Origin of the sequence: Paenibacillus amylolyticus, from assembly GCF_001570725.1 — a bacterium.
Classification (GTDB): Bacteria; Bacillota; Bacilli; order Paenibacillales; family Paenibacillaceae; genus Paenibacillus; species Paenibacillus amylolyticus_A.
In genome coordinates, this window is the sequence record NZ_BCNV01000001.1 from 2,566,361 (window position 1) to 2,584,922 (window position 18,562).

Genomic DNA, 18,562 nt, shown 5'->3' on the forward strand with positions numbered 1-18,562 from the left:
CTCCCCCTTCGTGTGATCCCATTCTTCTATTCGTGAAGTGCCTCCCATAGCCCGGCGCCAAGCATGTTGCCTGCAGTCTGCTTGCGATAATGTTCAGTTGAAAATGCATCGCCATACGTCGTAAATTCGCTAGCTACAGCAGCTGCGAGAGTCGCCGCTTGTATAACAGAAGCTTCGCTACCAAGAAGCTGTTGTTCTGACTCCAGAAGTCGCATCGCCATGCCTGAGCCCCCGCCAGCCGCAATTGCAATCTTGCTCCAGCGGTTATCCGAATCAATCTCCCCATACAACGCAACCGTCACCAGCGATGCACTGAACGTTTCCCGTCGACCCAGCTTGCGATAAAAGGAAACTTCTCGTGCAACAGGTCTGTACTCACTGTTCGCATCAAGCATAGAAGACGGTCTCATCGGAATATGAATCGAGATTAATACGTCTCCTGGATTACGACTGCCATCACGTCCACCCTGAAGCCAGGAAGACACACTACGGATCTCGATGCCGCTGTCCGTCAACCAGTGCAGCTCCGCATCATATACAAGCAAAGCAGTCAGTGTATCACCCACTCCGGATACAACATTCCCGCCAATGGTTGCCACATTACGAATGGAAGGAGCAGCAATTGCATTCACCGCTTCTTGCAGGATCGGCAGTTGATGCAGCAACGCTTGTGAGGCACATTCCTTCAATTGGGTCATGGCTCCAATGACCAGCTCATCTCCACGAATAGATACACCGCTCATTTCAGGAATACGACCCAGATTAATCATGTGTTCAGGCGCTGGAATTAAGCCACCTTCCCACTGGGTTCGCAGCAATGTTCCGCCTGCCGTAAAACAACATATTCCCTTCAGTTTACTTCTCAATGTTTGTAGTTCTTGCAGGTTCTCAGGCTGCCATACCGATGGCATGGCTCCAGAACCGTATGCCGGTGTTACCATCGCTGCATCCCCTTTCTCTCTCTTCCATGGGCAGGAAATTCAACCGTCTGATCCAGATAATTCTTCAAATCATATGAGAGTTCAGCAGCAACGTCAATTACCTTCACATCGTTTTGGATAAATGTATAAAACCTGCGTTCCATTTGTGCTTGATGCATCATGATCTATCGAAAGCTAACACAGGCTCTCTTTTATTACACGTTAAAAGAAGACAAACAGGCCAACCAGACTGCCTGGCTGACCTGATCATGTTATTAAATTATACATAGTTAATAATCTTCTCCTGTTATTTAGTCTGTCTGCTTCGACTCGTATACATAATTCAGAATACGTTCCAATTCCGGTTCTGTATCCGCATCCCAGAAACTAGTCTCAGACAGTGGTACATGTACACCTGAATAGTTAGCGCTGCGCATAATTTTGCGTGCCCCCTCATCTCCATGCAAGGACAATAGAGGGCCGAACATATGGGAGCGAAAAGCAACAGGCGGTTTACCTCCCTCACCGTCGGTAGCTGCGACATAGTCACTCAGCTTGTGGGTAGCCAGTGCTGTGGTCACCAGATTGATATCCTGTGCTTGTAATAAAGGCTGATCCCCCAGAAGCATGAGAATGCCCTCCGGTTTGTACTCCATGGCGGACAATACGCCAGAATGAAGAGAGTTTGCCATACCGAAAGCATAGTCAGCACAGACCACAATTCGAAGTCTCGCTGTAGGATGATAGGCATACGTGGCAGAATCAAACCATTTTAATGGTAGCCATGCGAGCGAATCTTCCGGTTTGACCACACAAACCACTTGATCCAACTCCGAATTCAACGCAGCTTCCAGTGACCATGCAGCCAGTGACCTTCCGTCAGGCATGATAACCGAGAGTTTATCCCGACCAAGGCGACGACTCTTACCTGCTGCCAGAACTATGCCCGTCATTCGCATGTACAACGCTCCCCTTCTGCAACTCGGAACTCAAGGAAGAGACCTTATGTTTACACGCGATCAATTCAGCAGCAATGCTGATGGCAATCTGTTCGGGACCGTCCGCTCCGATACTTAGACCAACGGGAGAGTGTATATTTCTCAAGGATGGTAAACCATCAAGCAGACGGGCCGTTCGTGTTTTGGAACCCATGATGCCAAGATACGCATATTCACAGTCCACCAGCATCTCCAACAGTTCACGTTCGCGCGGGAAATTGTGACTCATTAGAATCAGATAATCCCGGTTGTTCACATTTAACAGAGGCATAATCTCACGTGGGAAACCAAGTACAAATTCAGCTTCAGGGAACCGCTCCGAGGTGCATAAGGACTCTCGCCAATCCGCTACAACCACACGGAATCCTGCGGATCGGGCGAGTCTGGCAACAGGAATAACATCATTCCCGGCTCCGATGATAATCAGGCGAGGTTTAGGTGTGTACAGCGAAGTAAGTTGCTGCGGGAGGTCCCAGGGATTCGTTGAAACCCCGTCGTTTGTCGGTATTTCAGCATCAGCCTCAGAGATATGTTGTGAATTAGCGGATAGATGGGAAGAGTGATATCCGTTTGACGTAGCAGATGCCACTTCAGGCACAAGCGTAAGGCGAGGTATATCGGGAGAATATTTTGTTGATGTTGTATGTTCATGCTTGGTATTTCCGCTGCTGTGTTGCACATCAACCTGCAATGGCGATTGATTATGATTCGCCACGCGATAATGAGGAGGGACGAGCGAAGGACGTAAAATTGACTTTTGCCCCGTTTCCATGGACTCAATCCGTTTCCAGCCATATTGCACCTTCGTATAATCATCTTGGAACATTCGGGTTAACGCTGTTGTAGCCCCGGATTGCAAACACTCATGCATCTTCTGCAACGTATGTCGGAGTTCACCACATACAGGTTCAAGCAACACAACAACGAGTCCACCGCACCCGATCGTCTCACCCCATGACAGATCATCCTCAGGACGCATGTCGTATTCCGCGAATTCCATCTGTTTCGTATCCAGTACATGGCTCACCCGGGCCTGAAGATCACTCTCCAGGCATCCCGGACTGATACTGCCATACATTATGCCACCCTCGGTCAACAGCATAGAGACTCCCTGCTTACGGTAAGCATGACCCTCTACCTTGATCGCTGTTGCGAGCACGCAGCGCGTTTCGCGGGCTGCGATTGCACACAGATCATGCATTTCCATATCGGTCTCCATCCTTTCTGGAATCGCATAAGCTTCCTTCAATCAGATGCGCTTCATTAATCTCGCAATGCTCTTATCCGACTCACGCAGCACAATGCCACGATCGATCGTCTGAATCTTGCGATTCTTGAGTACGATACTTCCGTCAATAATAACGGTGTCCACACAGCTTCTAGTTGCAGAATATACTACGCGGGAATATACATCCGTCTCATAGGAAGGATACGTGTGGAAATCATCCAGATCCAGCAGCAGCATATCTGCCTTTTTGCCCACTTCGAGACTGCCGATTTCCTTCGACAAGCCGAGCACCTCTGCACCACCCATAGTAGCCATACGCAATACGGTCCGGGCATCCATCACCGTTGGGCCATGAGGAATCTTCTGCATCAGGGCCGTGAGGCGCATCTCCTGAAACATATCCAGATTGTTGTTGCACGCGGCACCATCGGCCCCGATCCCAACCGCGATCTGACGATTCAGCAGATCCGGAATATCCGCTACCCCGGAGGAAAGTTTCATATTCGACCCAGGACAGTGAGTGACTTTGACACCGCGCTTGCGGATGATCTCCTTCTCTTCCTCACTCAGCCATACACAGTGGGCCAGCACCAATCTTGGGGTAGCCAAACCGATATGATCAAGGTATACGATATTGCGCATTCCCCGTTCGTGTTCTACCAGTTCGATCTCTCCGCGATTCTCGGAGGCATGGGTGTGGACTTTGACATGATATTTATTGGACAGGTCGCGCACCTCTACCAGCAATTCTTCGGTACACGATACTACGAAGCGTGGACAGAAAGCATATTGAATACGACCTCCGCCAAAACCGTTCCATTTCTCTAGCAGATCCACACTCTGTTGCAGTGAAGTTGCTGTATTCTCACGCAAGGGTTCGGGAACCTCGTCTCCATGATCCATCATTACCTTGCCGGAAATGACCCGGATGCCACTCTGTGCCATCGCCTGAAACGCCGAGTCTGTGTGATGTACCGTCTCCATATCCAGAATGGTCGTGGTTCCGCTGGAGATCAATTCCCCGAGTCCAAGCATTGCCGAATAATAGACGGACTCCTCATCATGCGCTGCTTCCAGCGGCCAGATGCGTTGACGGAGCCAATCCATCAGTTCCAGATCATCCGCACGTCCGCGGAACAAGGTCTGACATAGATGAATATGCGTCTGGATAAAGCCTGGCAGCAGCACTTTACCGCGAGCATCAATGACCTGATCAGCCTGAACGTCGATGTGCGCTGCAATCTCCTTGATTTTGTTATCCTCGATCAATAGATCTCCGATGAACACTTCCTCTTCTGCATTCATTGTCACAAGCTGTGCGCCCTTTAGCAGGATCGTTCCCATGCCAATCTCCCCTATCTGTGTCTGTCTATATCGTTCAACTCATACATATTTACACTTGTACTCCGATGACAGATTAACCTTCCGATCGCTGTCTGTTACCATCCAATAGCCATTCCATCGCCTCTGGGATCTGCTGCGCCGCTAATCATGCCGTCCTCACGAATGACAATGCCTTGCGACTGTCCCATAATCCCGTCCCACGGCGCTCTGGCTTCAACGTTATGTCCCCACTGGGCAAGGGTTGCACATACGTCATCATGATATCGGTTCTCCACACGCATCGTATCGCCTTCTTCACCCCAGGTACGTCCGTACACCCAACGCGGCAGGCTTATCGCTTCCTGGATGTTGAGTCCGTAATCAAGCACTCCGGTAAGCACCGATAATTGCGTCTGTGGCTGACCTTCTCCTCCCTGCGTGCCCACGAGCATATAAGGTTTGCCATCTCGTGTAACGAGGCCCGGCATGAGAGTATGGAATGAGCGTTTATTTGGTTCCAGTACGTTGGCATCTCTCGGATCTAAGGAGAAAAAGGACCCCCGGTTCTGCATGATAACCCCCGTATCCCCTGGAACATACGCTGCACCGAAGTCAAAATACAGGCTTTGAATGAAGGAAACGGCATTGCCTTCGCTATCGACAACCGCTGCATACGCGGTATCCTGACCTATCGTTTTGGACAAAAACGGCTGTGCCACAGGTGGAGCAGCCTGAATCTCATTCCACAATTGGTCTCCGTAATCCTTGGATAATAGATGGTCCAGCGGAATGTCCCTGAAATCCGGGTCCGTCAGATAACGGTCACGATCCCGAAACGCCTTTTTCACCACTTCCGCCATCAGATGATAGAATTCCGGTGATGTGCGTGCAACCGAGGACAGATCCGTATGCTCCAACATATTTAACATCATCAGCATCGAGAATCCCTGCGAATTGGGCGGCATCTGATGAACTTCATAGCCACGATACCCCGTACTGACCGGTTTCACCCACTCGCCACGATGACCCGCAAAGTCCGCTGGTGCAAGCATGCCCCCATCCTCACGAATAGCCAAAGTCATACGATCCGCAAGCTCCCCTGTGTAAAAAGCATCTCGCCCTCCCGTCTGAATCAGACGAATGGAGTTAGCGAGTTCAGGCTGAATCAGCAGCTCGCCTTCCTGCAAAAGTGTACCCGAAGGGGCAAATACCGCTCGCAGCGGTGTGTGACCCAGTATGAAATCTTCATCCCTTTCCATCCACAGGCGGAGATTTCGGGATACAGGGCACCCTTTTTCCGCATACTGCGCGGCAGGTTCAAGCAATTGCTCCCACGGTAACTTTCCGTACCGGGACCAGACTTCCCACCAAGCATCCACCATTCCAGGAACCGTGATGGCACTAAGCACACCGCGCTGAGGAATGGCATTCATACCCATCGCTTTGAACGTATCGGCATGAATGCCTGCGGCTGAGCGGCCACTTCCGTTATAGGCGGTAATCTCACCGCTCGTCCCATCATGAATCAGGAAGAAGGCGTCCCCGCCAAGTCCGGTCATATGCGGATATACCACACCTAGTGCTGCACTGACCGCAATAGCGGCATCATAAGCATTCCCGCCTTGCTGGAGGATGGAGCTTCCTACAGCACTCGCCAGGTAATGAGGAGTGGTGACCATGACCTCTCTGGAGATTGGCATTTGGTTTAACATAAGGCGCCCTCCTTCCCTGCATACACATCCATCGCTGCCTGAACGGCTTCACCGGCTGGTAACACATGACGATGACGGAGAAGAACAGCTTCCAATGCTCCGAGCACATGAAGTACATTTTTGCGTTGGCAGCTGAATCCCATCGTACCGATCCGCCAGATTTGACCTTTCAACGGTCCGAATGAACTGGCAATCTCAATGCTGAAATCGTTCAGCAACATGCTGCGCACCGACTCGCCATCGATTCCCTCAGGAATCTTGATACAAGTGACCACCGGAAGTTTACTGGACATATCCCCATACAACTGCAATCCCATTCCCTGAACTCCGGCGACCAATGCACGTTCATTGACCCGATGTCTCTGGAACCTGGCCTCCAACCCTTCTTGCAGCAGAATGCGCAATCCTTCGTGAAGACCGTATAGCATGGAGGTGGCCTCCGTATGGTGGTTCAACCGTGCGGAACTCCAGTAATCCTGCAATTGGCTCAGGTCAAAATAATTGCTGGCAATCGTGCGGCCTTCTGCCCGTGCACTGGTTGCGTCTCGGAGTCCGCGTTCAACTGTTTTGCGGCTCATCAGTTTCTGCTCCACACGACTGTTGTATGTGAGAGGTGCCATCCCTGAAGGAACAGACAGGCATTTCTGCGTGCCGCCCATCACCGCATCCAGATGCCAGGCATCCGTCTCCACGGGTGTGCCGCCAATGGTTGCCACAGCATCTACAACGAGTAAAATATCAAGCTCGCGACAGGATTTGCCAATCTCGGCAAGGGGTTGCATCTGTCCGGTGGATGTTTCACCGTGAACCATCGCAACCAGACTCGGTTTATGGGTATGAATCGCCTTGATCACCTCTTCCGGATCAAATACCGTTCCCCATTCCGTTTCAAAAAAGACAACCTCGGCACCACAGCGTTCCGAGATTTCAACCAACAAATGTCCGAATCGTCCATAGATTGGGACGAGAACTTTGTCACCGGGCTGGATCAGACTGACCAACACAGCTTCAATACCTGAACGGGATGTACCGTCTACCGGATAACACCAATCGTTGTCTGTCATATACAACTCACGCAGCATCGCCATCGTTTCGTTCATCAAGGATGTGAACTCCGGGTCAAACTGACCCAGGATTGGAAAGGATAATGCTCTAAGTACGCGTGGATCAACCTCAACGGGTCCCGGGGTCATAATGGTCCGCAAGGACGGAGATAACTCTTTATAGTTGGACATCTGCATTCAACTCCCGTAACCGTATTTATAGAGTAGCCGGACCAGAACCTGAAAACCGTGCATCAGGTCTGCTTCAGCTGTATATTCAAGTGGATTATGACTGATACCGTCCTGGCTCGGCACAAAGATCATGGCCGTCGGACAAGCCGGCTGAAAAATCTGCGAATCATGTCCTGCCCCGCTTGGCATTGGCCAATAGGACAATTGCTCCTGCTCACAGATATCTTGAATGTCCGAGATCATCTCGGCATTCATAGGAATGGGTGTTACCGACAGATGTTCTTCCCAGTCCAGTCCGAGCTGCTGCTCGGCTGCGATACGACTAAAAGCCTGGAGCATATCCTGCCAGCAGCGATCAATACTCTCCTGCCGAATATGGCGGATATCCAGTGAAAACACCGCCCGGGCAGCAACCACGTTCCCAACACCCGGATCGGCTGTGATTCGCCCAACTGTGGCAACCAGCGGTTCTCCTGCTTCCAATGCGATATTCCTTACCGCAGCAATCATCTCGGCCGCTCCGGCAAGTGCGTCTTTGCGCCAAGACATTGGCGTCGTTCCCGCGTGGTTCGCTTCTCCGCTGACGGTAATGCTGAACCGCTTCTGACCTACGATATCGGATACAACTCCAATCGAATGTCCGAGACGTTCCAGAACCTGACCTTGCTCAATATGAAGTTCAATAAAGGCACCGTAATTTTTCGCGGCGGGTCTATATGCACTATCAGGTCCAAAGCCCGCATCCCGGATCGCCTGTGCAAAAGTAACACCATCTTGATCCTTCAAATGCTCTACGTCTTCCAGAGCCGTTATGCCTGTTATACTGCGTGAACCCCAATACGCGAAAGGAAAGCGACTCCCCTCTTCTTCACATAGCGATACCACTTGAAGTGTGCGCTTCGGTGCTCCGAAATGCTTCTGTAAATACTCCAATGCCAGGACTCCAGCTACCACACCGTAAGCACCGTCATACTTGCCACCATACACGACAGAATCAATATGTGATCCGGTCACTATCGGTAATTCTTCAGCACCAGTCGCTGATTCCTCACCCTCGCCCTTGAGTGTGCCATATAGATTACCGGACTGGTCGAACTCGGGAGACAGTCCTTTCTCCTGCATTTTGGCAGAAAGGGCACCCTGTGCTTCACACCAAGCTGAGTCATACAACAGTCGTGTGACGCCACCTTGTGTATCCGCACCATACGTCGACAGCCAGTCAAGCATGGCTTGCAGCTCCACCTGTTCCACATTCGGTAAAGGAATAGGCGGATTATTCGTACCGGATGACCGGTATACTCCAGACTCATTCATGACGTCTCCCCCGTTCCCGCCTCGATGGGATTAGAGGAGTGGGCTGCAATGTGCTTCCCAATAGGTTCAGGAGATAATCCAGATTCCGAGTTATATACACGTTGCCCACGACAGAATACGTCTGCAATGCGACAGTTAAATGTACGTCCCACATAAGGGCTCTGTTGATGCGTATAGAGCAGATCCTCCGTGTTCAGGATCGTGCTTTTCTCCCAGTCAATCAGGACGAGATCGGCATCTTTGCCAATTGCAATCTCTCCTTTGCTCTCCAGACCAAGCCTTCTGGCAGGTTGCAGGGAGAGCACTCTTCCGAGCAACGGGAGATCGATATTGCGCTGAAGATGTCCGTCCTCCAGCATGATTAGCAGTGTGCTTTGCGCCCCGGATATACCGCCCCAGATTTCAAAAAAGTTATCGGATTGTTTCATGGATGGGGGGCATGGAGAATGATCCGAAGCAATAACATCAATCAATCCTGAAGTCAGTGCATCCCATAACTGCTCCTGTTCGGAAGAGCTGCGAAGCGGTGGAGCGCATTTCGCTACAGCACCTAATCGAACCACATCCTGATCGGTCAGTGTCAGATAGTGAGGGCATGTCTCCGAAGTGACATCCTGCCCACGCCGTTTGGCTTCTGCAATCAGATCCAGTGCTTCCCTGGTACTAATATGCACAAAATGAAGCGCACAACCGGTCTGTTCACCATATTTCAACGCCCGGGCAACCGCGACGACTTCGGCTTCCACAGGACGTGACCGGACATAGTCCATGGGTTCAGTCCTTCCCTCTGCAATGCTTTTCGCGCCAAGTTCGGCAACCATGCCTTCGTCCTCTGCATGAAGTGCGAGCACACGATTTAATTTTGCAATTTCATTCATTCCGTCCAGTAGTGTATGGTCATCGGCTCTGGCAAAGATGTCTTCCCCTTCTCCACCCGGCTCGGACATAAATGCCTTGAATCCGGCAGCACCCAGCCGTGACAGTGGAGCAAGTTCCTCACGATTGCCGGGAACCAACCCTCCCCAGAAGCCATAATCAACATACGATTGGTTTACGGCTGCTTTCTTTTTCATCTCCCATGCTTCCGGCCTTGTGGTTGGCGGTACGCCGTTAAGCGGCATATCGACATAGGTTGTGATTCCCCCTGCGGCAAGGGATGCCGATCCAGACCGGAATCCCTCCCAACTGGCGAGTCCGGGTTCATTGAAGTGTACATGAATGTCCACTACACCCGGCATCACCGTAAGGCCTTCAGCTTCTATAATCCTAGTCGTTTCGCCAGCGGCCAGCCGTGTGGATATGTCTGTTATTTTTTCACCCGTAATGCCAATATCCAGTTGCTCTACCCGATCTTTCAGCACCACCCGTGCCCCCCGGATGATAGTATCAAATGTTGTCATATGGATGACCCTCCCCCTGAATCAGAACCGGATGTGTGCATGTTCAGCTTCCCCGGTATGTACTGTAACCTCCTGGAGCAATCAATAATGGAATATGGTAATGGCTTGAGGCATCAGATACGGCAAAACGAATCGGAACAATCGTCCATAGCGCCTGCCCCAGTTCCTCCAATGAACGCTGTGCGTAATAACTCTCGACATGGAACTGAAGCTCATATATCGCTTGCTCCAGCTTGCCTCCATCCAGCAGGGGCGCATCCAAACGTCCATCCGCATTGGTCACCGACTCCGCAACTTTTGTCTTGCTTTCCTGCTCCCCATCCCTCTTCAGGGTATACAGCTCGATCCGAACACCCGCAGCAGGCACGCCTTTGGATGTATCCAGCACATGTGTTGTAATTCGTCCTTCAGACATCGACATTAGACATCACCTGCTTTCCCGGAGTCATGGCCGTCTGTTCCCAGATCATCCCTTGTCATCGAGAAACCCTGGAATCCGTATGGCGGTCTCGGCTCGGTAAACACTTTGCCTTCCCCCTCTTTCACTTCCTCTAGAACCGTCTCCCAGGTCCGATTGTTGGATTCAAATGAAACCTCACTCAGTTGCTCAAATCGACTCAACAACCTTCGTCCAATCTGGTAGATCAGATGTTGAATGGATGCAGAGCGACACTCATGAAATACCGCAGCAGCCAAGTCCCTAACCTGTTCCGCCGCCACATACCGTCCACGCTGATCATCCATGCCATCTCTCGGATCGTCATAACGCCAATTAATGTTCAGGAAAATAAATAACGGTCGATCCCATGTCTCTGGAAGCGTGGTATATTCATCCTGCATAAATCCGGCAAATTCACTGCCTTTGACCTTGATCAGCCTCAAATCGGCTACACCACTGAAATGGTTGCTTAATTCAATTGAGTCTCCTGTTCGTTCTGCTTCCACGGCAGCTGTCGCACGATCATTCTGCGAATAACGAAATACGAGCGCACTCGGTCGGTAATTCCCTTCCAATCCAATCGGTATATCTTCAAAAGGAATCTGGTCCGCTGTCATCTGAACCTTGCTCATCTGCGGATACGTCTCCAGGAAACGCCGACTTACCAGCGCAAGAAACCCTTCCACCGTCGCCCCTGTGTAATCCGCTGCATGTTTGAGAATGAAATTCTTCATCGAATCGGTTGCGACCACCAGCGAATTATCCCCTTCTGCAAAAGAAGGCAAGAATTCATCGCCCTGCACAGCGACCTTGATGTTCAAGCCAAACAGAATATTGCTGCGTCCCATAAACGGAGATTCCGGAATGGACTGAATACCCGTCAACGGCTTGGCGTAGGAACGGTACATCCATACATCGCCTTTGCCATAATACATGGTCCGCTGCTGTACAGCGGCTGGCTTGCTTACAAACTCATGTTCATGACCGATCTGTGCGAGCCATTGCTCCAAACGAATGCCCGCAATTTTGAATACTTCCTTCAAAGCAGTCTCAAATTCTTCTTCCCTGCCTCGGCGATGACGTTGCCGCATGGACTCGAGGATGGAACTTGCGGTATGGCCTTTCACGGCCAATATGAATGGAAAGCCAAATTGGCTTGTATATGCTTTGTTCAATTGTTGAAGTTCGTTGTATTGCTCCTGTGACAGTGAATCAAGCCCTGCACCAGCCTGCTCCTGTACGGAGTTGCTGCTCATGCTGATTCGCGCTCCAAGATCCGGGTGATTTCGAAGCAGTTGCAATTTCACCTGTTCATTCGATGCTTGAACCACGTTCTTCATCACATTCATCATCTGTTCAAATGAATCGAAAGGTCGTGAAAGCCCGGAACGCTCAGCCACCCATGGTGATTCCTCGAATAAGCCGCCAAACGTATGCACGAACTGCGTGATAGACCAGTTGTTAACAAGTTTAATTAAGTCGCTCATGTTAGAACCTCCGGTCTGTTGTAGATTATTGTTCTTCATTCTAAGTGTCGTTCAATGCCGCGACAACAATATTTACGCAATTTTGTAATATAACATAACATCAGAGTTGTGATTTGTTTGCTGTGCACGGGAAAATCAGCTTTCGTTATCCTCAAACACAAAGAAACCGCACTCCATCAAGGGAATGCGGTTCTTGGGGTCTGGCCCGGTAGTATTGTCATGTTGCACAATGTGCGATCTAGAGTTGAACATTTTGCGGTCTTGCAGCTGCTTTGTCCCGCACAAACTTGCGGAAGGTAAATACCAGCTTTAACTTAAGCAGATCATTTGTCTTTTTAAAGTCCATTTGCAGTAAGCTGCCGACTTTCTCCATCCGATAAGTGACCGTGTTACGATGCACAAACAGCTGCTTGGCAGCTTCATTGATCAGTCCGTCATTCTCGATAAAGGACTCCAATGTATTCATCAGCACCTGATTGGGGTCACCATCCCTGGCAAGTAACGGTTCAAGTACTTTGTTGCAGTAGTTCTCCATGATGTTATCGGGTACGTGTTGGAACACATAGGCAAATTCGAGCATTTCAAATTGCAGTGCACGATCTTTCATGCCGAACCGACGAGCCAATTGTCGAGTATCCAGACACTCCTGGTACGCTTCACGGAGCGATTTGGGCTCATGCTTCATTTTGCTGATCCAGAATCGCGGAGCCGGTGCTCCTTTCGCTTCTTGTGCTGCCAGAACATCACCGAACCGGTTCAACAGAAAACCTGACAGCTCCTCTCCATAATCTCGACCTGTTGGACAGGTATAGATGGACAGAATGCCATCTTCGATCTGAAAATGCTGCGAGGCCGTGAACTGCATCAGCGGATTGTATTGCAACTCACGATGAATCTGTTTCAGCAGCTTACCCTCGGCAAACAGAGTCGGCTCAAGCGTGATCAGCACGCACTGATAGGTTCCCTGGAACAGATGGACACCTTTGTTTTCGCTCAAGGTGGTCAATTCCTGAACCGTCATTTTGTTATCCAGATACTGTGAAAGCAATGTACGCATCTCATCTTGTACGGTCGGATTAATATGCTCACGATAGGTCATATCCATATAGAATGCCAGTACATCGGCAGCCTGTTGGAACAGCTCTTCCTCTGCCCGAAGCGACAAAGCGGAATCCGTAAACACAAGCAACGACCCGTATTCTTCATCATTTTGCTTAATCGGTACGCGGTGGCAGCTTCCCTGATTCCATTTCACTCGGTGCATGACGGATTTCCAAGGCCAGCCCTGTGTTACCGCATCTCCCGCAATGCCTTCACTGCCATAGAGCACATGCCCACGAGAGCCAATGACTGCAAGCGGATAGTTCAGTACCGTGGCAAGTTCTGCAAACACATTCCGGTGTGGCTGCTGTTGCAGCGCAAACTGCATTAATTTCTTCTGCTTCTGCACGACCTCATGCAGCAATCGATTACTGCGTTCATGTTCAGCCTTGAACAAGGCATTCATCTGGTCGGAGAAGGTGAATTGAAAAGGAAGTTCAAGCAGCGGCAAACGAAGTCGATCGGCTTCCTCGACAATACCTTGGGGAATGGACTGCCAGAAACGCCCCAGCTTGATGCCGAGTCCTGCACAGCCACGTTCATTCAAGCGCCGCATCAAACGCAGTGCATCCGTCTCGCTGTCTTTCATAATAAAAGCGGTGGTGAACAACATTTCTCCGGATTTGATCCAATCCGCGATATCAGGAGCGTCCATGACGTTAACGGATTTCATCATCCGTGAAGTCCCTTCTCCACCCGCAACCAGTTTGGCCTCTGACAACGGATATACTTGTAAAGCCTCTTTGACCGTAAGTTGCATGGACACTACCTCCCATATATATAACACATAAATGTGTTATTCTCGTTCCTACATCTTTATTCTGGATTATATTTCTAATTAAATATATATTCATCCATTTAACTCGGTTTATTGTTAAGTATTATAACATCAAATTCCGAAATAAAGCTTACACGGCAAAAAAATAAAACCTATGACCTAATTACAGCGCACTCTCCTGTAATCGGCATAGGTTTTTAGATCAGATTTCTAATGTTTCGTGATTCATCCATAATTTCATACGCGATAATACTTCTTTGATATTCAGCGGTTTGCTGAGATAGTCCGAAGCACCTGCTGCAATACATTTCTCCCGATCCTCTTTCATGGCCTTGGCAGTCAGCGCAATAATCGGAAGCTGAGTCAGACCAAGTCGTTCACGGATCTGGCGAGTTGTCTCGTAGCCATCCAGTTCAGGCATCATGATATCCATCATGATGATATCAGGTTTGACTCCTCCACGCTCCAACAATTCCAGACACTCGTATCCGTTCTGCGCTGAAATGACATTCATACCGTATTGCTCAAGGGCGTTAGCCAGGGCATATACATTACGTATATCATCATCAACGACAAGTACTTGGCGTCCGCTGAGCAGCGCTTCTTCCAGAGGTGTTAATAACACGTCCGATGGAGCTGCGGTCAATGAAGGAAGTTTGTTAATCTCTGGTGTGGTGCTAGCCACCTCATTCAGGAACAGCCGAGATGCTTGCATAGTCTCAGGTTCATCTCTTCGCAGCGGCAGGAACAGTGTGAACACACTGCCATGTCCTTCACGGCTTGTTGCCGAGATTGAACCACCCAGCAGGGTCGCAAGCGATTGAGAGATGGACAAGCCCAGCCCAGTCCCCCCGTATTTACGTGCTGTAGCTCCGTCTGCCTGTTTGAATGCATCGAAGATCTGCACGAGTTTGTCATCTGCAATCCCGATCCCTGTATCACTGACGGAGAAAGCAATCACGTCGGTCTCTTGGCCGTTCGTTTCTGGGTTCGCCAGACTCATTCTGGAGATCGTTAAGGCAACTTCACCCTGACTGGTGAACTTGAATGCGTTCGAGAGCAGATTTCGGAGAATCTGATGCAATCTCATTTCATCCGTCACGATCGTTTCCGGCAAAGGACTTTGGAGCTGAATCCGGAAATCTATTTTTTTCTGTTCCGCCGTTTTCAGGAAATACTGGTTCATGACTTCCGGAACACTGCCCAGATAGACATCATCGAAATCCACTTCCATCTGTCCGGCTTCCACCTTGGATAGATCCAGAATATCATTGATCAGGTTCAGCAGATCTTTGCCTGATTTGTGAATGACTGAAGCATAGTTCTGCTCTTCACTATTCAGGTGTTGATTTTTATTCTCAGACAATATTTCAGATAAAATTAACATGCTGTTGAGCGGTGTCCGCAGTTCATGGGACATGTTCGCCAAGAATTCGGATTTGTACCCCGAGCTCGTTCGTAACTGATCCGCAACAACCGAAAGTTCATTGGCTGATGTCTCTGCAGCGCTCTTCTGTACTTCCAGACGATCGTTCAGCATATGAAGCTCTTCGGTCTGCATCTGCAGTTCCTCCGTCTGAGATAGCATCTCTTCGGTCTGAGCCTGAAGTTTCTCCGATTGAGCCTGTAGCTCTTCATTCAGAACTTGTGACTCATCATATAGTTGCTGTAATTCCATACGAGTGACGGTGGAGTGTAGTGAAACACCGAAAATCTCTGTCAGTTCTTGCATGAGCTTCATGTCACTCTCCTGCAGCGGCTTCATTGAAGCAAGCTCGATTACCGCAATCGTTCTGCCTTCAAAGAGGACCGGTACTACGGTAAGTGATGTGGCCGATGCATACCCAAGACCCGAAGAGATTCGGATATAATTTTGGGGTAGATCATTCATGCGCAAGACTCGCTTCTCGACAGCACTTTGACCTACAAGCCCCTCACCCGGGGCAAGCGACACTTTACCAAGTGAACGTTCTTTCTCTCCATCCGCAGCATATGCAGCCACACGCAGCAGTCTATTGTCTTTCAAATAATATAGGACGCTATAAGGCACTCCAAAAAGAATGGCAAGTTCGTTCAGGAACAAGCGTGACAATCCCTCTAGATTGGTCGGGTTCTGCAAAAGTGTGGCAATGCCCGTAATCTGGTCCTTGATCCGATTCTGTTCCTGTACTTCATCCAGCAACTTGTTCGTTTCATTCCCCAGATCACCCACTTCATCACGTGTTCGCACCTGAATTCGCTGCTTCAGGTTCCCACCTTTGGAAATATCACTGATCGTGTGCATGACATCTCGTAACGTTTTGACGATATTCCCTGAGATTACAATCGCAGCGGTGATTGATAATGCTGCAATAACACCCCAGAGCGTATACATAATCGTCAGCAGTGTGGAGCTGCGTGCGGCAAGATCGGTTACCCTTGCTTCTGTCAGCGCAATTTCGGTGCTGCGGAAGGTCGCGAGCTGGGTTCTCAGCAGATCGATTTCGGTTTTACCCGGATCAGACTGGAAGAAAGCAATTACCTTTGCTTGATCCCCTTGCTTTTTCAAGTTTACCGACGGTTCCCCAGCGATCTCAATCCAGCGTGTAATATGTGATTTGATATTCTGCAGACTCTGCTGCTGTGAAGGATTGTCACTAATGAGAGCATTTAGCTGATCATAGTTGGTATCCCACTGCGAGAGGCCTTGGGAATAAGGCTCCAGGTAACTTTCATTGCCTGTAATCATGAATCCACGCTGTCCTGTTTCCATGTTCAAGACATTTTTTTCAATCGCGTTGGTCAGATTATGCACTTCCAGATCATGATGGCTGATAAAATCATTTTCCTTCTGTAACACATTGATTTGGGCCGTAAGAACTAGCAAAACAGCACCAAATAAAACTACAACCACAAGATAGCCCAATAGAATTTTGGAGCGTATCGTAAATCTTCTCGTTTTTGACAACGCGGAAACCTCCAAATATATACGAATCCCATTCACGTACATTAAAACTGTTGCATATGTAGTTTATATGTATACGTATAGTCTGACAAGCTTTAAGTTCATCCATCTGCATTAGAAAAACGACCTGCTTCCGCAGGTCGTCATTTTCATCGATCTATATTCCTCATTTAGGCTGATTTTAGGCCTTTGGAGCGATCATTTTGGCTGGATCGACATATTGATCAAATTGCTCTTCCGTAAGCAGGCCCGTTTGTAACGTCGCCTGTTTCAAAGACAAGCCTTCTTTATGCGCAAGCTTTGCAATTTTGGCTGCATTCTCATATCCAATATGCGGGTTGAGCGCTGTAACGAGCATAAGTGAGTTGTTCAGATTATGTTCAATCTGATCCAGGTTAGGCTCGATGCCTACGGCACACTTGTCATTAAACGCAATAATGGAGTCCGCCAGAAGTTGCACAGATTGCAGGAAGTTATAGATGATAACCGGTTTGAATACATTCAGTTCAAAATTACCCTGACTCGCTGCGAATCCAATCGCTGCATCATTCCCCATGACCTGCGTAACCACCATGGTGATGGCCTCACTCTGAGTTGGGTTGACTTTACCTGGCATAATGGAGCTGCCTGGCTCATTCTCCGGAATACGGATTTCTCCCAATCCACTGCGAGGGCCACTGGCTAACCAGCGAACGTCATTGGCGATTTTCATCAAATCAGCTGCAAGCGCTTTAACCGCACCGTGCGCATACACAACCTCATCATGACTCGTAAGTGCATGGAATTTGTTTGGTGCAGATACAAAATCTTTACCTGTATGCTTGCCAATCTCCTTGGCAGTAAAGTCTCCAAAGTCCGGATGCGCATTAATGCCCGTTCCGACAGCTGTACCGCCGATCGCAAGCTCCTTCAGGTACTGCACACTTTCACGAATCATGCGCTCGCTCTTGCCCAACATAGCTTCCCAACCACTGATCTCCTGACCGAGCGTAATCGGTGTTGCATCCTGAAGGTGGGTACGTCCAATTTTGATAATATCCTTGAATGTATCCGACTTGTCTGCAAAAGTGGCTTTCAATACCGCGATTGCTGGCAAAAGTTGATCCTCAACAGCCAGAACACCTGCGACATGCAGAGCCGTTGGGAATGTGTCGTTAGAGCTCTGGGACATGTTCACGTCATCATTTGGATGCAGACGCTCTTCCTTGCCCTTTTGCTCCAGCAGTTGGTTACCCAGATTAGCAATGACTTCGTTGACGTTCATGTTGGATTGTGTTCCGCTTCCTGTCTGCCACACAACCAGTGGGAAATGGTCGTCAATTCGGCCTGCAATAATCTCGTCTGCTGCATAAGCAATGGCATCGGACTTGGCCGCAGATAATTTACCTAATTTATGGTTACTGGCCGCAGCACTTTTTTTCAAAATGGCAAGGGCACGTATAACTTCCATCGGCATATGTTCACTACCAATCGGAAAGTTCTCCTTGCTGCGCTGCGTCTGAGCTCCCCACAGCCTGTCGGCTGGTACTTTCATTTCGCCTAACGTATCTCTCTCAATGCGGTATTCCACTTGCTTGTCCTCCTCCAAAAAGATGGTTTGGGTCTCTACAAAGCTTGTGTATCTCGTCATATTATACATGATTTACGAGCAGGTTTTCACCTTTTCGACAAAATTGTAAGCGT

14 protein-coding genes are annotated in these 18,562 nt (G+C 49.3%); all 14 read right to left on the reverse strand.

Annotated elements, in window-relative coordinates; genetic code table 11:
- Positions 1–26: 26 nt before the first annotated feature.
- Positions 27–941, reverse strand: a complete 915-nt coding sequence (locus PAHA3_RS11200; RefSeq protein WP_062834802.1) for an FAD binding domain-containing protein — start codon at positions 939–941, stop codon at positions 27–29.
- The gene (locus PAHA3_RS30435; protein ID WP_167350877.1) at positions 935–1,102 is read right to left on the reverse strand and encodes a hypothetical protein; all 168 of its coding nucleotides are present in this window, start codon (positions 1,100–1,102) and stop codon (positions 935–937) included. The genes PAHA3_RS11200 and PAHA3_RS30435 overlap by 7 nt, the downstream gene beginning before the upstream one ends.
- 129 nt (positions 1,103–1,231) lie before the next feature.
- Positions 1,232–1,873, reverse strand: coding sequence for a nucleotidyltransferase family protein (locus PAHA3_RS11205; RefSeq protein ID WP_167350878.1), 642 nt, complete (start codon positions 1,871–1,873; stop codon positions 1,232–1,234).
- The gene (locus PAHA3_RS11210) at positions 1,845–3,125 is read right to left on the reverse strand and encodes an XdhC family protein (RefSeq protein WP_153028198.1); all 1,281 of its coding nucleotides are present in this window, start codon (positions 3,123–3,125) and stop codon (positions 1,845–1,847) included. The genes PAHA3_RS11205 and PAHA3_RS11210 overlap by 29 nt, the downstream gene beginning before the upstream one ends.
- A gap of 42 nt (positions 3,126–3,167) precedes the next feature.
- Positions 3,168–4,490 (reverse strand): 5'-deoxyadenosine deaminase, encoded by a 1,323-nt coding sequence (locus PAHA3_RS11215; protein ID WP_062834805.1) that lies wholly within the window; start codon positions 4,488–4,490, stop codon positions 3,168–3,170.
- A 95-nt stretch (positions 4,491–4,585) separates the two neighbouring features.
- Positions 4,586–6,181: a gamma-glutamyltransferase gene (gene ggt / locus PAHA3_RS11220; RefSeq protein WP_062834806.1), complete on the reverse strand. Its 1,596-nt coding sequence runs from the start codon at positions 6,179–6,181 to the stop codon at positions 4,586–4,588.
- A complete protein-coding gene (locus PAHA3_RS11225; protein WP_062834807.1) occupies positions 6,175–7,416 on the reverse strand; it encodes a pyridoxal-phosphate-dependent aminotransferase family protein in 1,242 nt (413 codons plus the stop codon). The genes ggt and PAHA3_RS11225 overlap by 7 nt, the downstream gene beginning before the upstream one ends.
- 6 nt (positions 7,417–7,422) lie before the next feature.
- Positions 7,423–8,730 (reverse strand): Zn-dependent hydrolase, encoded by a 1,308-nt coding sequence (locus PAHA3_RS11230; protein WP_062834808.1) that lies wholly within the window; start codon positions 8,728–8,730, stop codon positions 7,423–7,425.
- Positions 8,727–10,130 (reverse strand): allantoinase AllB, encoded by a 1,404-nt coding sequence (gene allB, locus PAHA3_RS11235; RefSeq protein WP_062834809.1) that lies wholly within the window; start codon positions 10,128–10,130, stop codon positions 8,727–8,729. The genes PAHA3_RS11230 and allB overlap by 4 nt, the downstream gene beginning before the upstream one ends.
- A 43-nt stretch (positions 10,131–10,173) precedes the next feature.
- Positions 10,174–10,551, reverse strand: a complete 378-nt coding sequence (gene uraH / locus PAHA3_RS11240; RefSeq protein WP_082762781.1) for a hydroxyisourate hydrolase — start codon at positions 10,549–10,551, stop codon at positions 10,174–10,176.
- Positions 10,551–12,056, reverse strand: coding sequence for a factor-independent urate hydroxylase (gene pucL / locus PAHA3_RS11245; RefSeq protein ID WP_062834810.1), 1,506 nt, complete (start codon positions 12,054–12,056; stop codon positions 10,551–10,553). The genes uraH and pucL overlap by 1 nt, the downstream gene beginning before the upstream one ends.
- 238 nt (positions 12,057–12,294) lie before the next feature.
- Positions 12,295–13,917, reverse strand: coding sequence for a PucR family transcriptional regulator (locus PAHA3_RS11250; RefSeq protein WP_062834811.1), 1,623 nt, complete (start codon positions 13,915–13,917; stop codon positions 12,295–12,297).
- Positions 13,918–14,137: 220 nt separating this feature from the next.
- Positions 14,138–16,882, reverse strand: a complete 2,745-nt coding sequence (locus tag PAHA3_RS11255) for a CHASE3 domain-containing protein (RefSeq protein WP_062834812.1) — start codon at positions 16,880–16,882, stop codon at positions 14,138–14,140.
- A 178-nt stretch (positions 16,883–17,060) separates the two neighbouring features.
- On the reverse strand, positions 17,061–18,449 hold the full coding sequence (fumC, locus tag PAHA3_RS11260; protein WP_062834813.1) for a class II fumarate hydratase: 1,389 nt from the start codon (positions 18,447–18,449) through the stop codon (positions 17,061–17,063).
- Positions 18,450–18,562: the final 113 nt, after the last annotated feature.

Excerpts from the sequence above, each read along its gene's own strand:
- PAHA3_RS11200 (WP_062834802.1), bottom strand. The coding sequence starts at position 941 with ATGGTAACACCGGCATACGGTTCTGGAGCCATGCCATCGGTATGGCAG.
- PAHA3_RS30435 (WP_167350877.1), bottom strand. The coding sequence starts at position 1,102 with ATGATGCATCAAGCACAAATGGAACGCAGGTTTTATACATTTATCCAA.
- PAHA3_RS11205 (WP_167350878.1), bottom strand. The coding sequence starts at position 1,873 with ATGACGGGCATAGTTCTGGCAGCAGGTAAGAGTCGTCGCCTTGGTCGG.
- PAHA3_RS11210 (WP_153028198.1), bottom strand. The coding sequence starts at position 3,125 with ATGGAAATGCATGATCTGTGTGCAATCGCAGCCCGCGAAACGCGCTGC.
- PAHA3_RS11215 (WP_062834805.1), bottom strand. The coding sequence starts at position 4,490 with ATGGGAACGATCCTGCTAAAGGGCGCACAGCTTGTGACAATGAATGCA.
- ggt (WP_062834806.1), bottom strand. The coding sequence starts at position 6,181 with ATGTTAAACCAAATGCCAATCTCCAGAGAGGTCATGGTCACCACTCCT.
- PAHA3_RS11225 (WP_062834807.1), bottom strand. The coding sequence starts at position 7,416 with ATGTCCAACTATAAAGAGTTATCTCCGTCCTTGCGGACCATTATGACC.
- PAHA3_RS11230 (WP_062834808.1), bottom strand. The coding sequence starts at position 8,730 with ATGAATGAGTCTGGAGTATACCGGTCATCCGGTACGAATAATCCGCCT.
- allB (WP_062834809.1), bottom strand. The coding sequence starts at position 10,130 with ATGACAACATTTGATACTATCATCCGGGGGGCACGGGTGGTGCTGAAA.
- uraH (WP_082762781.1), bottom strand. The coding sequence starts at position 10,551 with ATGTCGATGTCTGAAGGACGAATTACAACACATGTGCTGGATACATCC.
- pucL (WP_062834810.1), bottom strand. The coding sequence starts at position 12,056 with ATGAGCGACTTAATTAAACTTGTTAACAACTGGTCTATCACGCAGTTC.
- PAHA3_RS11250 (WP_062834811.1), bottom strand. The coding sequence starts at position 13,917 with ATGCAACTTACGGTCAAAGAGGCTTTACAAGTATATCCGTTGTCAGAG.